Below are 20436 nucleotides of genomic sequence, written 5' to 3' on the forward strand. Positions count from 1 at the left end.
GGTGGGCGAGCAAGTGATTGCTCGCCTTTTACCCGTTATAAATAAAGAGTAATGTTATGTCGATTAACTATTCAGCTGTTGTCGCAGACTTAAGAGCCAAGCTTGGCCAAGATGCCGTTACCGACGATGCAGTGCGTCGTTTTGCTTGGTCAACAGACGCGAGTTACTTCCGTATTGTGCCTGAAGTGGTTGTTCATGCCGAAACATTAGCAGATGCCAAACTCACTTTAGAAGTTGCTCGCCAGCATCAAGCCCCAGTCACCTTTCGCGCCGCGGGCACCAGCCTATCGGGCCAAGCTATCGGCGAAGGTATTTTATTGATCTTGGGCCACGATGGTTTTCGCAAAATTGAAGTCAGTGCCGACAGTAAACAGGTTTCACTTGGGGTGGCCGTTGTCGGCGCCGATGCCAACTTGGCGCTCAAGCCATTTAGCAAGAAGATTGGCCCAGATCCTGCGACACTGACCTCATGTAAAATTGGCGGTATCGTGGCAAATAATGCCTCTGGTATGTGTTGCGGCACAGCGCAGAACAGTTACCAAACGATTGCATCGGCCAAGCTGCTGTTTGCCGACGGCTCAGAGCTCGATACCGGTTGTGAAAAGTCCAAGGCCGCCTTTAGTGAAAACAATAAAGCGCTGCTTGATGCGCTCGTTGAGCTGGGCACCATGACCCGCAGCAACGAAGTGCTCGCTAATCGTATTCGTAAAAAATTCTCAATTAAAAACACTACCGGTTACAGCATCAATGCCTTAGTCGACTTTAGCGATCCATTCGATCTGATCAATCACTTGATTGTTGGTTCTGAAGGTACGCTCGCGTTCGTTGAAGAGGTCACCTATAACACGGTTGATGAAGCGAAGTTTAAAGCCTCAGCCATGGCGGTCTTCTTCAATATGGAAGATGCAGCCAGTGCTATCCCACCGATCAATGGCGAAAGTGTTGCCGCGGCTGAACTGTTAGACTGGGCATCGATTAAAGCGGTCACCGGAAAAACCGGTATGCCCGAATGGCTCAGCGATCTGCCAGAAAATGCAGCGATTTTGCTTATCGAGTGTCGCTCGAATGATAAACAGACCCTTGAGCACTATACCAAAGATGTGATCGGCAAACTGGCGCACATTGAAACTGAACGCCCAATCACCTTCACCGACGATCCTGCCGTGTTTGGTCAATACTGGGCGATGCGTTCAGGACTGTTCCCCATTATTGGCGGTGAACGTCCTAAAGGCACGTCGGTTATCATCGAAGATATCGCTGTTGAGGTAGAGCACCTCGCGAATGTTGCTAAAGATCTGACCGAGCTGTTTCACAAGCATAATTACCCTGAAGGGGTGATCTATGGTCACGCGCTAGCGGGTAACTTCCACTTCATCATTACGCCTACCTTTGCTTCACAAGAGGATATCAATCGCTTCCACGCCTTTATGCAAGATGTGGCCGAGATGGTTATCGACAAATACGACGGTTCGATGAAAGCCGAGCACGGTACAGGTCGTGCGGTCGCCCCCTTTGTTGAGATGGAATGGGGCGCCGACGCTTACACCTTGATGAAGCGCATCAAGCACATTTTCGATCCACAAGGGCTACTTAACCCAGGTGTGATCCTCAATGATGATGCTAATGTGCACGTTAAAAACATCAAGCCTTGCCCTGTGGTCGATGATTTTGTCGATAAGTGTATCGAGTGTGGTTTCTGTGAAAAAACCTGCCCCACCTCGGCACTTAACTTTACGCCGCGTCAGCGTATCGCCACCTTACGTGAAATTGCTCGCCTTGAACAATCTGGCGATAAGCAAGCGGCCGAGGAGATGCGCGCCGCGGCCAAGTATGACGTAGTTGATACCTGCGCCGCTTGTCAGCTGTGTACCATTGCCTGCCCCGTTGATAACAGTATGGGCAACCTAGTGCGTAAGCTGCGTACGCCTTATATCACCACTACCGAGCAGAAGGTACTGGACTTCCAAGCCAAACATTTTGGCGTGGTTAACCAAGCGATCAGCACCGGCTTCAATGTACTCAACATCATCCACAAAGTGGCGGGTGACAACGTGACCAACGGCCTGATGAAGATGGGTCGTATGGTGTCTAAAGAGGTACCTTACTGGAACCCTGACTTTGCTAAGGGCGCCAATCTGCCTACGCCATCGCCTGCATCGCCAGATAAAGAGACCATTGTCTACTTCCCCGCTTGTGGCGGTCGCACCTTTGGCCCAACGCCGCTTGATCCTGACAATCGCACCCTACCGGATGTCGTCGTCACTCTGCTTGAGCGCGCCGGCTATAACGTGGTCACTCCAGACAATACCCGTCACCTGTGCTGCGGCCAGATGTGGGAGTCAAAAGGTGACTTTAAAAATGCCGATGCCAAACGCGATGAGCTGATCGATGCCCTGAGCGCATTGAGTGATAACGGTAAAGTGCCCGTGGTGGTTGATGCACTCTCTTGTACTTACCGCACCTTAACGGGTAACCCAAAAGTGGAGATCACCGATCTCGTCGAATTTATGCACGACAAGATCGTGCCTAAGCTCACCTTCACCAAGAAGGTTAACATCGCCCTGCACTTTGGCTGTAGCGCACGTAAGATGAAGCTTGAGCCTAAGATGCAAGCCTTGGCCGACGCCTGTAGCATGGGAGTTAAGTTGCCCGAAGGTATCGAGTGTTGTGGTTATGCCGGTGAGAAAGGCTTATACAAGCCAGAGATGAACGCCAGTGCGCTGCGCAACATCAAAAAGCTGATCCCTGTCGATATTAAAGAGGGCTACTACGCCAACCGTATGTGTGAAGTGGGTCTGTCACATCACAGCGGGATCTCTTATCGTCACTTGGCCTATCTGCTAGAAGAGTGTAGCCGTTAATCATAACGACTCAAGACGGTTTAGGTTTTAGATAACCACACCCAAGCAAACTCCGCGATGTAAGTCTTTACATCGCGGTTTTTTATGTCTGCCAAACAAGGGGCACATTGCCCTATCACCATCATTCATAATAAGTCGCGCGAACATCGCCACAATATCAACTTCATAACTTATTAACAGATGAAACACTGGTTTTCGACGCTAACTTACGCCATAGTGTGAGGGTTAAATGCTTGAATTGAGATGTGGCAGCGCTTAGATCATGCATGAGAGGCATGGCAAGCTACATTTGATCGGTGGCAGATAGAGGATATATCGCCAAATGGGAAAATTGTTATTTGTGGCAGCATTACTGGTTCTTGCCCAGCCTGCACACGCCACCAGTATTTATAAATGTATAAAAGACGATAAGATCGTCTTTAGTCAAATCTCCTGCCCAAAAGACTTTAATCAACATAAGCTGACCTATCAGCTAGGTGTCATTACAGAAACCAGCTCAGACACCAGGCATAAAACCCTCGATCCGCTACAGGCGTTACTCAAACAAAACACCATTTCTAAAGATAAGCTATTACAACTTATCGATAGCGAACTCTATCGCCTTAAACAGGAAAACAGCTACTACGATATCTTGCGCGCCAGTGAACGACAAAAAATCGATCGTAAACGCTACTGGCAAAAACAGGCCAAAGACGACCCTGAATTTTTAGCCCAGCTACAAGAGATGAACGCCCATTTTGATGGGTTGATCGACATGAATTTAGCCTCAATCAAGTTACTGACCCAGCACAAAACCAAAATCGAAGCCCAATCGACAGAGCATAAGGCCACGCAAACGGTCACTCATCCCCTGAACGCCAACCCTTAAGTGACAACATTATGCATCGGCTCACAGCAAGTGACGCCATTGAGAGCGCCCTCCCCACTCACCTCAGCCCAAAAAGGTAAACCATGCTCCATTGGCCCATATTGGTTAAACACCCAGACGATAATCAAATTCAACTAATTGAAGATATAGAGCAATGGCACGATGAACAGCCCTTGCTCGATGCGACGTCGGTGGTGATTATCGACAGCCAAGGCCAGAGTTATCGCTGGCAAGCCCAGCCCTTAACGGCTGCGGGGGAATTTCATTTGAGTACGCCCCACAGCTTAGCGAGCATTGTCGACTGGGTGCGCTTGCATGCCAGCCAAAATGGTCACTGCTGCACCGCCAAGCTGGGGGCAAATAATATTAGCCGTGTGTTTGAGATACTGAAGTATTTAGAAGAGCGCTAGTGCCTCGGCAACTCACCAAGGCACTGCTATTTGATGCATTAGCTTCTTAAGCCAATACCACGGCTGATCAGGTAGTAAGCAACGGCCCATAGGGCACTACAGAACCCCACCATAATCGCAATCGACAGGGGAATGCTGATATCGGCATAACCCAAGAAACCATAGCGGAAGACGTTGATCATATAGACTACAGGGTTGAGCTGCGACACCCCCTGCCAAAAGTCAGGAAGCAAGGTCAAAGAGTAGAACACGCCGCCCAGATAGGTCAGCGGAGTCAGCACAAACGTGGGCACTATGCTAATGTCGTCGTAGGTCTTAGCAAAGACCGCGTTTATCAGCCCACCTAGCGCGAACAAGATGGCCGTTAGCAACACTGTCACCGCCACTAGCCCAGCATGGTGCAGGCTAATGTCGACAAAGAACATCGCCACTAAGGTGACAATCGTGCCCACACATAAACCGCGCGCCACGCCACCGCCCACGTAACCGGCAATCATCACATAATGGGGTACGGGCGCCACTATCAACTCTTCGAGGTTACGCTGAAATTTAGCGCTAAAAAACGATGAGGCCACATTAGAATAAGATGCGGTAATGACCGACATCATGATCAACCCTGGCGCGATAAACTCCATATAAGAGACACCGCCCATCTCACCGATGCGCTTACCGACTAAGTTACCAAAAATAAGGAAGTACAGAGTCATAGAGATCGCCGGCGGCACTAAGGTTTGTACCCAGATGCGAGTAAAACGGGTGATCTCTTTAATCAAGATACTCTTAAAGGCGGTAAAGTAGACCTGTTTCATGCTTAATCCTGCACTCATTTTGCCGCTCCTTTACCTTGTTCAACCAACTCCACAAATAACTCCTCTAAGCGATTGGCCTTATTACGCATCGACAACACTTGGATTTGCTGCGCGCTTAATTGCGCAAACACACTATTGATACTGTGCGCCTTCTCCACGTCCACCTCTAGGGTATGCGGGTCGACTAAGCGACAATTGATGCCGTCAAGCTGCGGCAAGGTGTCGAGGTTGTCGCGCAGATCAAACACAAAGGTTTCCATGTTTAAGCGGCTCAGCAAGGACTTCATGCTGGTGCACTCCACCAACACCCCTTTGTCGATAATGCCGATATTGCGGCACAGCATTTCCGCCTCTTCAAGGTAATGCGTGGTTAAAATAATGGTCACGCCTTGCTGATTAAGCTCAGTCAAAAAAGTCCACATCGAGCGACGTAGCTCAATATCAACCCCAGCGGTCGGCTCATCGAGGATCAACAATTTAGGCTCATGCATTAGGGCGCGCGCAATCATCAAGCGGCGCTTCATGCCACCCGACAAGGCGCGGGCTGGGCTGTTGCGCTTTTCCCACAGATCCAACTGACTAAGGTACTTCTTGGCACGCTCAAGCGCCACTTCACGTGACACGCCAAAATAACCGGCCTGATTGATCACAATCTGCTGCACGGTTTCAAACTGGTTAAAGTTAAACTCCTGAGGCACTAAGCCTATCGACATCTTGGCTAATTCAAGCTGAGTATCGATATCATGCTCAAACACCTTTACCTTACCCGAGCTTTTTTGCACTAAAGAACAGATAATGCCGATGGTGGTCGACTTACCCGCCCCGTTGGGGCCCAGTAGCGCAAAAAAGTCCCCCGCCTTTACCTTAAGGCTTATCCCTTTTACTGCTTCGACGCCGCCCTTGTAGGTTTTTCTCAGCGAGTCGATAACTAACGCATATGGCTCATTGCTCATGAGTAACTTCCGTAATGTTGCATTAAACACCAAACAAAAACTCCCGCACAGGGCAGGAGTTTGCAATCGTATCCGTTCGTGCGATTAATCGAGCGGCACCACTTTAGCAATATAAGGCAGATTACGATATTGCTCAGCGTAATCGATACCATAACCGACAATAAACTCATCAGGAATGGTAAAGCCGATAAAGTCGACCGGCACTTCCACTTCGCGGCGCTCTGGCTTATCCAGTAGGGTACAAAGTGCTAGGCTCTTAGGTGCGCGCAGCAGTAACAATTCGCGGACCTTATTTAAGGTATTACCAGAGTCGATAAGATCTTCGACGATCAATACATCGCGACCTTCGATATCCGACTGCACATCTTTAAGGATCTTCACATCCCGTGAACTGGTCATGGCATTGCCATAGCTAGATACCGACATAAAATCGATCTCCACATGACCCTTAATACGGCGACACAGATCCGCCATAAAGACCACAGACCCTTTTAGCAAACCCACCATTAATAGACGCTCACTGTCGGCGTAATGGGCATTAATTTGGTCTGCAAGGATATCCAGTTGTTGCTCAATCTCATCAGCCGAGATCATCACTTCGGTGGTGTGTTTCATACTACTCTCAAAATTGTCTTAATTGTCGCTATTGCTGGCACTGTGCTTATCATAGCCCCAACGCTTAGTTAACGCGTGGTCTACGCCCAGATGGTCTAAGATCCGGGCGACCATGAAGTCTACCAGATCTTGTACCGATTTGGGATCATGATAAAAGCCCGGCGCCGCAGGCATGATGGTCGCCCCCAGCTTAGACAGCGATAACATATGCTCTAAGTGTATGCTGCTAAAAGGAGTTTCCCTTGGCACTAAGAGCAACTGACCACGCTCTTTTATTACCACATCGGCAGCACGCTCGAGCAAACTGTTGCTCATCCCCGTCGCCACGGCCGCTAAAGTGCCCGTACTGCAAGGGCAGATCACCATCTGCTTAGGCGCAGCCGAGCCAGATGCCGGCGGCGAAAACCACTCCTCTTTGCCCAGCACATGCAGTTCACCATGAATATCAACGCCATTTTCCGCAAACAACGCCAGCAACTGCGCCTTGGCTTTATCGCCATTGGCACTGAGCTGCAAGCCATGTTCGGTCGCCAGCACGACCCGCGCTGCGCTGGAGATCATCAAAAACACTTGGTAGTCGGCCACCAGCAAACATTCGAGTAACTTAAGCCCATAGGGCGCACCCGAGGCGCCTGTCCACGCTAAACTGATCGCCTTGGCCTTTCTTGGATAATTCATAACACTCTCTATTAACAGCGGTAACTCGGATAGTGGTAAGTTGTAACGCCCTGAGCAATAAGTGATAAGTGAACTTTAAACTCAAAACTTGCCACTCAATAATTGCTACTTAACAATTGCGACTTAATACTCTGCCCTTAGTTAACTTAATCTGTCGAGCAACTTGCCATGCAGGCCGCCGAAGCCGCCGTTGCTCATCACAATAATGGTGTCACCAGGTTTGGCTTCACTCGCCACCGCCTCGACCACATCCTCTATTTGATACAGTACGGCCACAGGCAATGCCGCCTTAGCCATCGCCGCCTCAACATCCCAATCGATATTATCAGCCTGATACAAAAATGCCGCATCGGCCAGCGCCATCGACGTCGCCAAGGTGTCTTTATGCACGCCGCGTTTCATGGTGTTCGAGCGCGGCTCTAACACCACTAAGATACGTCCCTCGCCCACTTTCGCCCGGCAACCTTGCAAGGTGGTGGCAATCGCCGTTGGATGATGGGCAAAATCATCAAATATGTCTATGTCATTAACAGTGCCAATCAGCTCCATACGGCGCTTAGGCGGAGCAAACTTCGCAAGCGCCTCGATAGCCGCTTGAGGTTTTACGCCTACATGGCGCGCTGCCGCAATCGCCATGGTGGCGTTTTCAACATTATGCTGCCCAATCAATTGCCAATCTAAGATGCCTTGCGACTCTCCCTCGAAAAACAGCTCGAATCGGTGACCATCATCACGTTGCAGCTCGGTATGCCAACCAGTATCAACCGAATTAACACTATAGGTTTCCTGCTCACTCCAGCAGCCCATATCGATAACTTCGCGCACCGCAGCGCTGTCGCTTGGCCAAATGATTTTGCCTTGACCCGGCACGGTACGTATTACGTGATTAAACTGACGCTGGATCGCTTGTAAGTCATCAAAAATATCGGCGTGATCAAATTCAAGGTTGTTGATCACTAAGGTGCGCGGTTGGTAATGGACAAACTTAGAGCGCTTATCGAAAAAGGCGCTGTCATATTCATCGGCTTCGACCACAAAAAAGGGCGAACCACCCAAGCGCGCCGATACACCAAAGTTTTGCGGCACGCCGCCAATTAAGAAGCCCGGCTCGTAGCCACACTCTTGTAAGATCCACGCCAGCATACTAGCGGTCGAGGTTTTACCATGGGTGCCCGATACCGCCAATACCCAACGCCCCGGCAAAATATGTTCGGCTAAAAACTGCGGCCCCGAGGTGTATTTCAAACCGCGATTAAGCACCGCCTCCACACACGGATTGCCCCGGCTCATGGCATTGCCAATCACCACGATATCGGGTGCATCATCTTCACTGTGCCCAAGCTGACTAGGATCAAAACCTTGGATAAGTTCAATGCCCTGCTCTTCGAGCTGAGTGCTCATAGGCGGATAGACGTTGGCATCGCTGCCGGTAACCTTATGGCCATTGGCTCTGGCAAGGAGTGCGAGGCCACCCATAAAGGTGCCGCAAATGCCTAAGATGTGTACATGCATGGGGTTGGCTCTGATGAGGAATAATCAGCTGGTATTCTAACGATTTGGGATACCATTGTCAGTTAACAATGGTTTAAATAACTATTTGAGTCGTGGCTGGAGCCACTAGGAATGTTTTTCAAACTCCGTTTGAATGGCTAGCGCCGAGAGTGCGGCCTTACGGCCGAAGGGGATGTTCCAAACGAAGTTTGGAAAAGCTTTTCTTAGTCGCAACACTGCACAAATCCCGCCCAAAAAACTCAGTCGAAAGACTGCAATCTTCTAGGTAAATCGCGCTTAAGAAAACCTATCGCCACAATCGCCGTAACCGGTTTTACATCTAGTTTGAAATGATTAATAGTGTGGTGTGTACATTATTATGTTGTGTAGATAGCAACTTCTTTTTACATGTTCTTTTTTACAAGAGAATAGGAGATTGACCAATGTCTAATAACAAATGTCCAGTGATGCATGGCGGCGCCACTGAGAGCAGTATGTCCAATACCTCGTGGTGGCCGAAATCATTAAACCTCGATATTTTACATCAACATGATAGCAAGACTAACCCCATGGGTGCGGACTTCAACTATCGAGAAACCCTCAAGAGTCTTGATGTTGCTCAGCTCAAAAAAGATATGCATGCATTGATGACCGACAGCCAAGACTGGTGGCCCGCCGATTGGGGGCATTATGGCGGCCTGATGATCCGCATGTCTTGGCATTCAGCCGGTACCTATCGTATCGCCGACGGTCGAGGTGGCGCCGCTACCGGTAATCAGCGTTTCGCGCCCATTAACTCTTGGCCGGATAACGTTAACTTAGACAAGGCACGACGCCTACTTTGGCCAATCAAAAAGAAATATGGCAACCAGCTTAGTTGGGCCGATTTAATTGCCTATGCAGGCACCATAGCTTATGAGTCCATGGGCTTGAAAACCTATGGTTTCGCCTTTGGACGAGAAGATATCTGGCATCCCGAAAAAGACACCTATTGGGGAGCAGAAAAAGAGTGGCTGGCGCCTAGCGGCAGTGAAGGCAGCCGTTACTCGGGTGAACGTGATTTAGAAAATCCTTTGGCAGCCGTCATGATGGGGCTTATCTATGTTAATCCTGAAGGGGTCGACGGTAAGCCAGATCCGTTGAAAACGGCTCATGATGTGCGCGTCACCTTTGAACGCATGGCCATGAACGATGAAGAAACCGTGGCCCTTACCGCCGGGGGGCATACTGTAGGCAAGTGCCATGGTAATGGCGATGTAGAGCTGCTTGAGGCTGAGCCAGAAGGGGCTGAAGTCGAAGACCAAGGCCTTGGCTGGTTAAATAAAACTAAGCGTGGCATTGGCCGTGACACAGTATCGAGCGGTATTGAAGGCGCATGGACAACTCATCCTACACAGTGGGACAACGGCTATTTCAAGCTGTTACTTAACTATGAGTGGGAGCTTAAAAAGAGCCCCGCGGGTGCTTGGCAGTGGGAGCCCATTAACATTAAGGAGGAAGATAAGCCCCTTGACGTTGAAGGCTCATCTAAGCGTTACAACCCCATAATGACCGATGCTGACATGGCCATGAAAATGGACCCTGAGTATCTCAAAATCGCTGAGAAATTCCATAAAGATCAAGACTACTTCTCCAAAGTATTTGCTCGCGCCTGGTTTAAACTGACTCACCGTGACTTAGGGCCAAAAGCACGCTATTTCGGCCCCGACGTACCGAAAGAAGAGCTGATTTGGCAAGACCCTATTCCTGCTGGTAAGACCGACTATGATGTTAACGCCGTTAAAGACCAGATCGCAGCAAGTGGTTTAACCGTCAGTGAAATGGTGACGACCGCATGGGACAGTGCCCGAACTTTCCGCGGCTCAGACAAGCGTGGGGGTGCCAATGGTGCACGGATCCGATTAGCGCCGCAAAAAGATTGGCAAGGTAATGAACCGACACGTTTAGCCAAAGTGCTTGGTGTACTCGAAGGTATTGCAAGCAGTAGCGGAGCGAGTGTCGCCGATGTCATAGTGTTAGCGGGTAACTTAGGCATTGAACAGGCAGCCAAAGCGGCAAATGTTGAAATTAGCGTGCCGTTCGCTCCTGGGCGTGGTGATGCTAGTGCTGCAATGACAGACGTTGACTCTTTCGATGTATTAGAACCCATTCATGATGGTTTCCGTAACTGGCTTAAACGAGATTATAGCGTCAGCGCAGAAGAGTTACTGCTTGACCGTACCCAATTGATGGGGTTAACGGCGCCAGAAATGACCGTACTACTTGGTGGGATGCGGGTTATTGGCACTAACTATAACGGCACCAAACATGGGGTATTTACCGATCGTGAAGGTGCGCTAACCAATGACTTCTTCGTCAATCTGACGGATATGAATTATTCATGGAAGCCTGCCGGTGAAAACCTATATGAGATCCGCGATCGGGCCACCGATAAGCTAAAGTGGACCGCAACGAGAGTGGATCTGGTATTTGGCTCTAATTCGATTCTTCGTTCATACGCAGAAGTGTACGCGCAAGATGACAACCAAGAGAAGTTTGTCAAAGACTTTGTTGCCGCATGGACTAAGGTGATGAATGCCGATCGCTTTGATTTAGCCTAGCGTGAAGCCGATATTGCCGCACCGCGGAGCGTCTCGATGTGGCAATACTCACTTCACCAGATTGATGCTAAACACATTTGCAATGAGCTATGCCCAAGCATAACTCATTGCCTAATAGCGTAAAAAGCTAAAGTAAGATTTCACGGCTCTTGAAGCTCGTACATTGTAACTGTCTATTATTTAACACTATATCTGGGCCGGTTGCTCTTTCGAGCTTAGTTTTTGTTTACATGCAATGATGTTAATCCAAGGCTTGCGCGATGATGTTTAAGCTAGACGCATAGCGCGCCCTTGTACTAACAGGCTAGAAGCATTGGTATGCCCCCCAAGGGGCCGAGCTGCTTGGCTATTTTGACCCTGTGTTAAGCGAGGAGTTGAACATGACCCACAGCTTATGCACCTTTGCAAAATAACCAATAAGCGATGGCAAAAATAACCGTGAACCATTAACAGGCCCTAAAGTGGAGAAAATACAATGACAGATATCGATATTGGTATAAACAAAGAAAATAGAACGGCAATCTCAGAAGGCTTAAAACGACTGTTGGCCGATTCTTACACCCTATATTTACAGACGCATAATTTTCACTGGAATGTTACCGGCTTACAGTTTCGCGAATTGCATTTAATGTTTGAGGAACATTATACCGAGCTGGCAATTGCCGTTGATGATATTGCTGAGCGTATCCGCACCCTTGATGTGCCAGCACCTGGAACCTATAAAGAGTTTGCAAAACTGAGCTCAATAAAAGAAGTTGACGGTGTACCAAGCTCATTAGAGATGGTCGAGATACTGACCCGAGGTCACGAACAGGTCATTAAGACTTCACGTAACGTATTGAAAATTGCGCAAGCTGCCGACGATGAATCTACGGCTTCGCTGGTCTCCGATCGTATGCGTATACATGAAAAAACAGCGTGGATGCTTAGAGCGACTAAAAAATCATAGGCTGTCTCAATAACAATCCAAACTATCATCTTAAGTGATAGTGCTTATGGGCGCGTGGGAAGCACTTTCTCCCGCGTCCATTTTATATCCAACCTACGGCATCCAACCTACTGACTGTTAGATATCGAATTGCTCCTTGTCGTAATATCCTTACACTTGGGTGACTCTTACCCAAATGACCCAAATGCGCTTAAGCAACTCACGAGATGTCAGTCTTAAGACTGAAAAGAACAGACTCTCCCTCGACAATATGTGCTCCCCTACGGCATAAACTCACAACTATCAATAAGGGTTGCTGACCTTAATCACAATCCACAGTATATTATTGTTAACAATCTTGCTGTCGACTTATGGAACTCAATCCTCAATGGATGCTGAACTACAACGGGTGCAAGCCGAGCTCGCGGCGCTTAAACAGCGTAACGCCGCGCTCGAGCGAGAAAATGCTAAGCTCACCCTGCTTAATGCTCGCGCCGAAGAGAAACTGTGCGCCGCCCTCGATGGCACCCGTTTATGCCTTTGGGAGCAGCATATTCCCAGTGGTAATTTAACCATCTTCAATCGGCCTTGGGGCGAGTTGTTGGGTTTTAGCCGCGAAGAGCTGGCAGCACATATCAGTAGCTGGAAACAAAACTTACATCCAGATGATAAAGAGTGGGTGATTAAGGCATTTGAAGATCACGTCAATGGCCTAACCGATGAGTATCAAGCGGTGCACCGTATGATCCACAAAGATGGCTCAGTCTCTTGGGTGTCCGATCGCGGCCGTGTCATTGAATACAGCCCTGATGGAACAGCACTGCGAATAATGGGGACTCATATCGATATCACTCAAGAAAAGCGTTACGAACTTGAGTTAGCCCAACTGGCCTTAAGCGATCCGCTCACCCACCTCAGTAACCGCAAAGCCATTACCCAAGCCTTCGAAGAACATCAAGCACAGACCAGCAGTGGCGGGGCCTTATTTTTTATCGATCTTGATGATTTTAAAGGGATCAACGATGGCTTAGGCCATAAATTGGGCGATCTACTTTTAATCCATGTGGCAAATACCTTAACCAATCTAAGTCATAGCGGCCTAAATGGTCAGTCGGCGCATTGCGCTCGGCTTGGCGGCGATGAGTTTGTTGTCCTGATCCCAGCCATAGATGAAGCGTTATTACACCAGTTCGCTCAGACGATACTCAATGTTTACCGACAACCGCTAGAACTCGAGGGGCAGTTGGTCTCTCTGGGGTTAAGTATCGGCATTTACCGCTTTAATCACACTGACACCTTCATCACCTGCTGTGAGCATGCAGATACTGCCATGTACCAAGTCAAAAAGCAGGGCAAGCACGCCTACCGTTTTTGGCGCAGTAAACCTACAGCCACCGCCCCCAGCGAACAACTGACCAATTGATCCCGCTCACTTAGTGCACCTCTTGCTTAATCAGGGCTACCACAGTTTGCTTAAGCCAATCGAAATGCGCACTAGGATGGCGTTTGGCACTGACAAGATAGAGCCGTGGCAGGGGTTGATCCGCATACAGTAGTGCAGTGTCTATGGTCGATAAACAGCACACATGCAAACCGGGTAGTAGATAACTTTGTTCATATACCTTGCTGTAAGGCACTATGCTGAGAGTGTGATTGTCGGCCAAATAACGGTAAAGATCATGAAACCCAAGGCAGGTTTGCATATTGTCGCGTGGAGCAAGATGACAAGCGCGTTTTTGCTGGCGGCAATAGGCCTCAAAAGGATCCAGTGCAGCCTTATCAAGTTGATTAAATGCACTTAAATAGGGATAGTTCGCAATATTGGCTAAGCTTATCTCCTGCTGCAATATCGGGTGTTCTAGGCCGCACAACAGATAGAGGTGTGATAACGTTTTCAATGGCATGACACTAAGGCGTTGATCTTGTTGCAGCGCGCTCGGATTAGACTCACTCACTACCGCCATATCGATAAGGCCATTGGCGATGTCATCTAATACCGCTTGTGAGCCGCTGCGCAGCTCAAAACTTATCGGCAGGTGCGCCTCGTTTATGGCCGCGCTCAATTGCTGGGGAAAATGGGCGATCAAGAGATCGCTGACATAGATCACCATCGCCGCGTGCGGTTCGGCAGCATTAATATGATTTAATTGATAAAGATGCTCAGAACACTGTACCAACTCCTTCACAATTGGGTATAACTGGCGGGTAAATTCGTTGGGTTCCAGACCATGTTTTTTTCTAATAAAGAGCGGATCATTAAAAATCATCCGCGCATGCTGTAAACAACGGCTGACCTTAGGAGCAGGTATATTCATATCGATGGCCACTGACGAGGCAGAATGCTTTTCATACAAATTAACTAATATATTAGCGCTGAGCATATCTAAACTATCTAGAGTTATATTTTTCATTTTAAAAATACCTCTACCGATTTAAAATACACCAGATTAGAGTATAGTTAATATCATCTATTCGACAATAACATTATTGGTAATTCCCATATTAATCAAATCAGACCCAGATCATACTTTTAAATTTCATAGGTTTACAAACAAACCGTAAGCATTTAATTTTAAAAGCCTAAACACTAACCCACCGATAAATAATAGATATGCATAAAATAAGATTGGCATATCCACCCCACGATAATCTGCAATTCGAAATAATAAAAACTAACTATTAGATCATGCGCTAACTTTTAATAATTTGATTTCAATAATTATTGTAAATATCACGCATAAGGTAATAATCAAATGGAGAGTTAAAAAAGCTAAACACCCTTGGAGGTTTATCATGAACGCCACCGCTACCGTTATTTTAAGTTATGCTTTTATGTACTTTGTTTTATTTATTATTGTGCCTCTCGTTATCGTGACCTTCGTAATGACGTGCATTAAATTCTTTAGATCAACTGATGTACAGATGGTTGATGCGGCCGTTAGCATCAAGCCTCATCTGCTTGATCAAGAGTCAATGCAGTTTCTAAAAAGCTTAAAGTCGATCGCGAGCAATCGCTACGATGTGCTGTACGGGGCGTCTCTGGTTAACGTGGTTGATATTGATGATTCAATTAAAAACCACGAAGAGGTACAAGACTTTATGGAACATTGCCACCTAGATTATGTGGTCGTCGACAATGAGTCTTCGGCAGTTAAACTGGTGGTAAGCGACACTGATCGCAGCTCACCTGAGCAGGTTAAGTTTATCGAAAAATGTTTAGATTACATTGGGGTGCAATTTATCAAGTTAGATAAACATAAGCAGTGTGATGAAATGCTGCTACGCAATGCACTCGCCGCCTAATGATTAACATTAATCTCGCTGTCATTGCCCAACCGAGCGTCAACCCAATACCTTGGCGCTCTCACCTCCGCCCGAGGTCATGCTCACCCTAAGGTGTAAGGATACGGTATGTGCCACATCAGCCGTTACATCTCAATACTGCTCACGTTTAGTGCCGCCGCATTAATTTACTGTACCCAACCTGTCATTAGTGTTGCCGCCGAAGTCACGGCAATAACCAATACAAGCGCCAGCAGCGATACCTGTCTTAAATGCCACAAACGTAATGGTCAGATGCTCGGCTTACATGGCAACCCAGGCTTAGCCATCGTCTGCCAAGACTGCCACGGCGAAAAGGGCAACCACCCCAAAAAAGGGGCTTCCATCAACCAATTTGGCATCGACAGCCCACAATCAGCCCAGCAACAAGCGACGATGTGTCTTACCTGTCATGATAATGAAACCTTGGCGGCTGCCGACTGGACTCACAACGTCCATGCTATGCGCGTCAGCTGTGCTCAATGCCACCAGCTTCATCCAGAATCCGACCCTATGTTGTCGTTAAGCCGTCAGCAACATAGCCAGTTATGTGTTACCTGCCATAAGGTCAATCCATAGGAGGCCTGTTATGCTACATTCAAAACGCCAGTTTCTTAAAGGATGTGGGGCGCTGCTGGCCGGAGCCTCTGTATATGGCATCACCCAGTCTCCGTTAGCAGAGCACAGTGACACGAGCTCAGAGGCTGACATTAAGTACGCCATGGTACACGACGAAAATGCCTGCATCGGTTGTAACGCCTGCGTTGAAGCCTGCCGCGAGGTCAATCAGGTGCCCGAGGGGGTAACTCGGGTCAAGATTGAGCGCCGTGGTCCCTTTGGCGAGTATCCCAACCAGAGCTACCGCTTTAGCCGAGTCTCTTGCCAACATTGCGAGGCCGCGCCTTGCGTTAGGGTTTGCCCCACAGGCGCCGCTTATATTGACAAAGACACAGGTATAGTCGCAGTACACGAAGAGCGCTGCGTCGGTTGCCAATACTGCATTGCTGCTTGCCCTTATCAAGTACGCTTTATTAACCCAGAGACTCGCACCGCCGACAAGTGTGATTTTTGCCAGCAAACTCAGTTAAAGCAAGGGTTACAGCCAGCCTGCGTGCTCGCGTGTCCAACCAAGGCATTGACCTTTGGCAACCTTAAAGATGCCGATTCTGCCTTAGTCCACCTGCTTAAAAGTAAGCCCACCTACCGTGCCAAAGTGGACTTAGGTACGCGGCCTAAGCTGTTCCATATCCAAACCATCGATGGGGAGATAATGCTATGAGTGCTTTTCATTTTGAAGGACTGGTATGGCATTGGCCTATTGCCATCTATCTGTTTTTAGCGGGCTTGTCTGCTGGTGCAGTGTTTTTTGCCATCATGCTCAAACATTTTAAGTTAGCAGGCGAAGCCTACCATTCACCCTTTGTGCAAGCTGCGGCGATCATCGCTCCCTTAGCCGTATTTGGCGGCCTAGGGATCTTGGTTATCGATTTAACCAAGCCACTGGATTTTTGGAAGATTTTGGTGTTTTACAATATCACCTCTGTGATGTCGATGGGGGTGCTAGTTCTCATGGCTTATCAGGTGGCGTTATTTGCTTGGATTGCCTGCATCTTTAACAAAGGGATCTTGCAGTTACTAGGCGACAAGTTGATGTGGCTGCAGCGCGGACTTCGATGGCTCGTGGCCAAAGAAGCCGCCATCACAGGTATCTTAGTAATATTATCGATTTCCTTGGGCGCCTATACCGGCTTTTTGTTGTCGGCGCTGATTGGGTTCCCACTCCTGAATAATCCGGTATTACCCTTACTGTTTTTAATCTCGGGGCTCTCCTCTGGTGCAGCGGCAACCTTACTGGGCGGTGTGTTACTGCGCGGTAACCCTAATGGGGTTGAGGTGCGCTTTATTCATGGTATTGAGATCCCGATGATCTTGGTGGAAATTGGCCTGTTATTTACCTTCTTTGTCGGGTTGATTTTATCGGGTGGACAAAGCCAAGTGGCGGCGCTGAACGCTATCGGCTACGGGTTCTGGGGCTGGGTATTTTGGGGCGGCGTTATCGGTATCGGTTTAACCTTGCCACTGGCCTTTAATTTATGGATGAAGGTATCGGCCGACCGTAAATTTACCTATGTAGCGGTCACGGCTAGCTTTAGCCTGATCGGGGTATTTTTACTGCGTAACTTTATTCTCTATACCGGGCAGATGACCATCGCCTAGGTGATACCATCAGCACTTGGCATAAGCCTTATCTCGCCAGTACGCACCATGAGCAGATGCGTACTGGCGCTCATCTTTACCAAACAAGCATTGAACCCCAGTGCGCCGAACACGTATACTGCTAACGAATATCACCTATGCTTAATGCGTTGATAAATGAACAAATATCATACTATTGCTGGCTTTTTTTTGCTGTATTGCTGCAATGCATTGAGCCTAGATCTGAGCCAATATGAGGACGATGTAGCTGCGTTACTGCGCGAGTATCAACATAACACTCCCAGCTTAGCGCCCTCGGTATTAGTGCTTAATCAGGCCGAACAAGAGCACACCTACGTCGATTTCGAACGCGGGCTGGTTGTGGTTGAAAGTGTTAATAAAGCCTCGCTCAAACAAGCGGTGATCCAAGTGCTGCTGACTCAGATCGATCCCGAAGTGATCGATGCCAAAACCGCCCACGATTTTGGCCTCATCAATGGTAAGCAGAAGCCCTTTTTTTGGGAGCAGGTACACGATCAAGATGGCCAACCCATCGAGTTTCATTGGCGGGCGGCGCGCTTTGCCGACTACCTGATAAATCAAAATATTAATCAGCAAAGTGCGGCCCCAGCGACCCGTTTTCGGGTGGCAATTCGCATGGTCAACAATCACACCCAAATTGCTGGCAACAAGTATATTGAGTTTGTGCGCCACTCGGCGCGTACCTATGGGGTTAAACCTGATTTGATCATGGCGATCATGGAGACCGAAAGCGCCTTTAATCCCTTAGCCAAATCACGCTCTAATGCACTAGGGTTAATGCAAATCAAGGCCAACACCGCTGGACGGGATTATTTTAATTTAATTAAAGGCTATGCCCATACGCCGTCAGCGACCTATTTATACCATCCACAAAAAAATATTGAGGTGGCGACCGGTTATTTACACCTGCTCTCTAGCCGTTATCTTAAAGGCATTGACGATCCACAAAAGCGCGAATACGCAGTGATATCCAGTTATAACGGTGGCACAGGTAATTTATGGAAAAGCCTTAATCCCCGCGGCGATCGTCGCCAAGCCTTGGCCCGCATCAATAACATGACTCGCAGCGAATTTTATTGGTTTTTAACTCAGCGCCATATTCGACAAGAAAGCCGTAACTACCTAAAAAAAGTCACCAGCAAACGCCATAAATACCTTTAGAAGACATAAGCAGTCATATCCTTGGCTAACAGGCTAGTTGCAGCGCTTAAAATGTGACCACCCATGCAGTTTTATTCTATTAGTGGTGCTATAACCACACAACAAAGGATGGTGCCCAGCCTTACCCATTGATAAACACCACCACGGCTATACGCCCAACTGACTATGTCACAGTGTCAGGGCGAATAATCGATGAGTACGACAAACTAACACAGGCTAACGCCCTGTGAGTGTATCGGTCATATACGTCTATTGCCCATCCTAAGCGAACAGTGAACCTTATCGTTGGCCCATCACCATCCCCAGCCACTGACAACGCAAGGAGCCAGGCTATGTACAAAAAAGTCAGCCGCTTAGATTACTTTACCTTACAGGTATTTGTCGGCTTGGTTGAACTTAAAAATGGCATCGCGGTTGCTGAAAAACTACTGACTACTCAATCTAAGGTCAGCCGCTCATTGATGTGCCTGCGTGAGGTATTAGAAAATGAGCTATTTATCCGCCAGCAATATGGCTTTGAGCCCAATCATATTGCGCTACGCCTCTACCCCATGGTGCAGACCATTCTTGAGCAATACGACAAAATTATCGCCATCACCATAGGCAAAACCTTAGAGCCATTTCAGTTGACGATTGCCACATACGAACAGTGGTCATTAATGGTGATGAATAACCTAAAACACACCTGCCACTGTATTGAAGGCGGGGTCAATATCAATGTGATGCCATGGTCAGAAAACATCAGCCAGCGCTTGTGTCAGGGTAAAGTTGATTGCACCATCTCCACCGAACCTATCCACCATCCCATGGTGAATAACATTAAATTGGGTGATATTGATCATTTCTTTATGGTGGCTAGAAGCGGCCATCCGATCTTGAGCTCGACACAACCTCTGGTCGATCTATTTAACTACAACATCACCTTAGTCAACACCAACCTACATGAGCAGCAATTACACGGCATAGAGCAGTATGCTCAGGCCCATAATATCGATCTTAATATTGTGCTGCGAAGCCCTAGTTTGCGTATGTTGGTCGACCATACCAGTAGAAGCGATGATATTTGCCTGCTGTCATCTGTGATGTCACTGCCCTACTTTGAGCACCGCAGCGATGTGGGGTTTATCGATGTCTCCGAGCAGTGGCTTGCCACCAGCGGTCTGCCCTGTGACAGTTATTATCTGCATTGTCATCAGGGGGTGATTGAACCTCTGGCTAACTGTTTAAAAACCATGCTGACCGACAAGTTGCACGACATGCAAGCACGCTATCATGGCAAAACACCATCGCTTAACTACACCAAGCTTAAACCTGTGTGCGGCGAAGGTTGTGGTTGTAATGGCGACTCTAGTGATGCGACTGGCGGCTCAAACGGCAAATCGCTTTAAACTTAAGGCGCTGGGCGCCGCGTAAAATGCAACCAATAATAAGGCAAGCCCGAAAGCTTGCCTTATTAATATGCTCAAGAATAGAGCCTTTTTATCGATAGATAATTAGGGGCAT

The 20436-nt window shown here is 48.2% G+C and carries 18 protein-coding genes; 12 read left to right on the forward strand and 6 right to left on the reverse strand.

Annotation, left to right across the window (positions count from 1 at the left end):
• The first annotated feature begins 56 nt into the window (after positions 1-56).
• From AC0VXX_RS14875 to AC0VXX_RS14885, 3 genes are all read left to right on the forward strand, one after another.
• Entirely contained in the window at positions 57-2861 is a 2805-nt protein-coding gene (locus AC0VXX_RS14875) for an FAD-binding and (Fe-S)-binding domain-containing protein (protein ID WP_475514888.1), read from the forward strand.
• A gap of 322 nt (positions 2862-3183) precedes the next feature.
• Positions 3184-3729 carry a DUF4124 domain-containing protein gene (locus AC0VXX_RS14880; RefSeq protein WP_475514889.1) on the forward strand — a complete coding sequence of 182 codons (546 nt, stop codon included), beginning with the start codon at positions 3184-3186 and terminating at the stop codon, positions 3727-3729.
• Positions 3730-3812: 83 nt separating this feature from the next.
• A complete protein-coding gene (locus AC0VXX_RS14885; protein ID WP_475514890.1) occupies positions 3813-4139 on the forward strand; it encodes a DUF4144 family protein in 327 nt (108 codons plus the stop codon).
• 38 nt (positions 4140-4177) lie between these two features.
• On the opposite strand, the gene AC0VXX_RS14890 is transcribed toward AC0VXX_RS14885, so the two are convergent.
• The 5 genes from AC0VXX_RS14890 to mpl form a co-directional block, all read right to left on the reverse strand.
• Positions 4178-4948, reverse strand: coding sequence for an ABC transporter permease (locus AC0VXX_RS14890; protein ID WP_475517048.1), 771 nt, complete (start codon positions 4946-4948; stop codon positions 4178-4180).
• Between the two features lie 14 nt (positions 4949-4962).
• On the reverse strand, positions 4963-5901 hold the full coding sequence (locus AC0VXX_RS14895) for an ABC transporter ATP-binding protein (protein ID WP_475514891.1): 939 nt from the start codon (positions 5899-5901) through the stop codon (positions 4963-4965).
• Between the two features lie 84 nt (positions 5902-5985).
• Positions 5986-6516 carry a hypoxanthine phosphoribosyltransferase gene (gene hpt, locus AC0VXX_RS14900; protein WP_475514892.1) on the reverse strand — a complete coding sequence of 177 codons (531 nt, stop codon included), beginning with the start codon at positions 6514-6516 and terminating at the stop codon, positions 5986-5988.
• Between the two features lie 18 nt (positions 6517-6534).
• Positions 6535-7194 carry a flavin prenyltransferase UbiX gene (locus AC0VXX_RS14905; RefSeq protein ID WP_475514893.1) on the reverse strand — a complete coding sequence of 220 codons (660 nt, stop codon included), beginning with the start codon at positions 7192-7194 and terminating at the stop codon, positions 6535-6537.
• Between the two features lie 141 nt (positions 7195-7335).
• Positions 7336-8706, reverse strand: a complete 1371-nt coding sequence (mpl, locus tag AC0VXX_RS14910) for a UDP-N-acetylmuramate:L-alanyl-gamma-D-glutamyl-meso-diaminopimelate ligase (RefSeq protein WP_475514894.1) — start codon at positions 8704-8706, stop codon at positions 7336-7338.
• Positions 8707-9128: 422 nt separating this feature from the next.
• Between mpl and katG the strand changes: the two genes are divergently transcribed.
• The 3 genes from katG (at position 9129) to AC0VXX_RS14925 (ending at position 13636) form a co-directional block, all read left to right on the forward strand.
• Positions 9129-11285 (forward strand): catalase/peroxidase HPI, encoded by a 2157-nt coding sequence (katG, locus tag AC0VXX_RS14915; protein ID WP_475514895.1) that lies wholly within the window; start codon positions 9129-9131, stop codon positions 11283-11285.
• Positions 11286-11760: 475 nt separating this feature from the next.
• Positions 11761-12234 (forward strand): Dps family protein, encoded by a 474-nt coding sequence (locus tag AC0VXX_RS14920; protein WP_475514896.1) that lies wholly within the window; start codon positions 11761-11763, stop codon positions 12232-12234.
• A gap of 367 nt (positions 12235-12601) precedes the next feature.
• A complete protein-coding gene (locus tag AC0VXX_RS14925; protein ID WP_475514897.1) occupies positions 12602-13636 on the forward strand; it encodes a diguanylate cyclase domain-containing protein in 1035 nt (344 codons plus the stop codon).
• 10 nt (positions 13637-13646) lie between these two features.
• Here AC0VXX_RS14925 and AC0VXX_RS14930 read toward each other — a convergent pair whose 3' ends face one another.
• Positions 13647-14624: a LysR substrate-binding domain-containing protein gene (locus AC0VXX_RS14930; RefSeq protein WP_475514898.1), complete on the reverse strand. Its 978-nt coding sequence runs from the start codon at positions 14622-14624 to the stop codon at positions 13647-13649.
• Positions 14625-15006: 382 nt separating this feature from the next.
• Here AC0VXX_RS14930 and AC0VXX_RS14935 point away from each other — a divergent pair, with 382 nt between their 5' ends.
• The 6 genes from AC0VXX_RS14935 to AC0VXX_RS14960 all read left to right on the forward strand — a co-directional run bounded on the left by AC0VXX_RS14935 (position 15007) and on the right by AC0VXX_RS14960 (position 20321).
• Positions 15007-15516 carry a DUF2726 domain-containing protein gene (locus AC0VXX_RS14935; RefSeq protein WP_110455870.1) on the forward strand — a complete coding sequence of 170 codons (510 nt, stop codon included), beginning with the start codon at positions 15007-15009 and terminating at the stop codon, positions 15514-15516.
• A 108-nt stretch (positions 15517-15624) separates the two neighbouring features.
• Positions 15625-16113: a nitrite reductase gene (locus AC0VXX_RS14940; protein WP_475514899.1), complete on the forward strand. Its 489-nt coding sequence runs from the start codon at positions 15625-15627 to the stop codon at positions 16111-16113.
• Between the two features lie 10 nt (positions 16114-16123).
• Positions 16124-16813 (forward strand): 4Fe-4S dicluster domain-containing protein, encoded by a 690-nt coding sequence (locus AC0VXX_RS14945; RefSeq protein WP_119977332.1) that lies wholly within the window; start codon positions 16124-16126, stop codon positions 16811-16813.
• A complete protein-coding gene (gene nrfD / locus AC0VXX_RS14950; RefSeq protein ID WP_475514900.1) occupies positions 16810-17751 on the forward strand; it encodes a cytochrome c nitrite reductase subunit NrfD in 942 nt (313 codons plus the stop codon). The genes AC0VXX_RS14945 and nrfD overlap by 4 nt, the downstream gene beginning before the upstream one ends.
• Before the next feature lie 156 nt (positions 17752-17907).
• On the forward strand, positions 17908-18933 hold the full coding sequence (locus AC0VXX_RS14955) for a murein transglycosylase domain-containing protein (RefSeq protein WP_475514901.1): 1026 nt from the start codon (positions 17908-17910) through the stop codon (positions 18931-18933).
• 332 nt (positions 18934-19265) lie between these two features.
• Positions 19266-20321, forward strand: coding sequence for a LysR substrate-binding domain-containing protein (locus AC0VXX_RS14960; protein ID WP_475514902.1), 1056 nt, complete (start codon positions 19266-19268; stop codon positions 20319-20321).
• Positions 20322-20436: the final 115 nt, after the last annotated feature.

The sequence above is a fragment of the Shewanella sp. QJM3NY_23 genome (assembly GCF_056173105.1).

What these genes read in the sequence shown, in the direction of transcription:
- AC0VXX_RS14935 (WP_110455870.1), top strand. Translation starts at nt 15,007, where the DNA reads ATGAACGCCACCGCTACCGTTATTTTAAGTTATGCTTTTATGTACTTT.
- AC0VXX_RS14930 (WP_475514898.1), bottom strand. Translation starts at nt 14,624, where the DNA reads ATGAAAAATATAACTCTAGATAGTTTAGATATGCTCAGCGCTAATATA.
- AC0VXX_RS14940 (WP_475514899.1), top strand. Translation starts at nt 15,625, where the DNA reads ATGTGCCACATCAGCCGTTACATCTCAATACTGCTCACGTTTAGTGCC.
- AC0VXX_RS14895 (WP_475514891.1), bottom strand. Translation starts at nt 5,901, where the DNA reads ATGAGCAATGAGCCATATGCGTTAGTTATCGACTCGCTGAGAAAAACC.
- AC0VXX_RS14880 (WP_475514889.1), top strand. Translation starts at nt 3,184, where the DNA reads ATGGGAAAATTGTTATTTGTGGCAGCATTACTGGTTCTTGCCCAGCCT.
- AC0VXX_RS14920 (WP_475514896.1), top strand. Translation starts at nt 11,761, where the DNA reads ATGACAGATATCGATATTGGTATAAACAAAGAAAATAGAACGGCAATC.
- mpl (WP_475514894.1), bottom strand. Translation starts at nt 8,706, where the DNA reads ATGCATGTACACATCTTAGGCATTTGCGGCACCTTTATGGGTGGCCTC.
- AC0VXX_RS14945 (WP_119977332.1), top strand. Translation starts at nt 16,124, where the DNA reads ATGCTACATTCAAAACGCCAGTTTCTTAAAGGATGTGGGGCGCTGCTG.
- AC0VXX_RS14905 (WP_475514893.1), bottom strand. Translation starts at nt 7,194, where the DNA reads ATGAATTATCCAAGAAAGGCCAAGGCGATCAGTTTAGCGTGGACAGGC.
- nrfD (WP_475514900.1), top strand. Translation starts at nt 16,810, where the DNA reads ATGAGTGCTTTTCATTTTGAAGGACTGGTATGGCATTGGCCTATTGCC.
- katG (WP_475514895.1), top strand. Translation starts at nt 9,129, where the DNA reads ATGTCTAATAACAAATGTCCAGTGATGCATGGCGGCGCCACTGAGAGC.
- AC0VXX_RS14890 (WP_475517048.1), bottom strand. Translation starts at nt 4,948, where the DNA reads ATGAAACAGGTCTACTTTACCGCCTTTAAGAGTATCTTGATTAAAGAG.
- AC0VXX_RS14960 (WP_475514902.1), top strand. Translation starts at nt 19,266, where the DNA reads ATGTACAAAAAAGTCAGCCGCTTAGATTACTTTACCTTACAGGTATTT.
- AC0VXX_RS14925 (WP_475514897.1), top strand. Translation starts at nt 12,602, where the DNA reads ATGGATGCTGAACTACAACGGGTGCAAGCCGAGCTCGCGGCGCTTAAA.
- AC0VXX_RS14885 (WP_475514890.1), top strand. Translation starts at nt 3,813, where the DNA reads ATGCTCCATTGGCCCATATTGGTTAAACACCCAGACGATAATCAAATT.
- AC0VXX_RS14955 (WP_475514901.1), top strand. Translation starts at nt 17,908, where the DNA reads ATGAACAAATATCATACTATTGCTGGCTTTTTTTTGCTGTATTGCTGC.
- hpt (WP_475514892.1), bottom strand. Translation starts at nt 6,516, where the DNA reads ATGAAACACACCACCGAAGTGATGATCTCGGCTGATGAGATTGAGCAA.
- AC0VXX_RS14875 (WP_475514888.1), top strand. Translation starts at nt 57, where the DNA reads ATGTCGATTAACTATTCAGCTGTTGTCGCAGACTTAAGAGCCAAGCTT.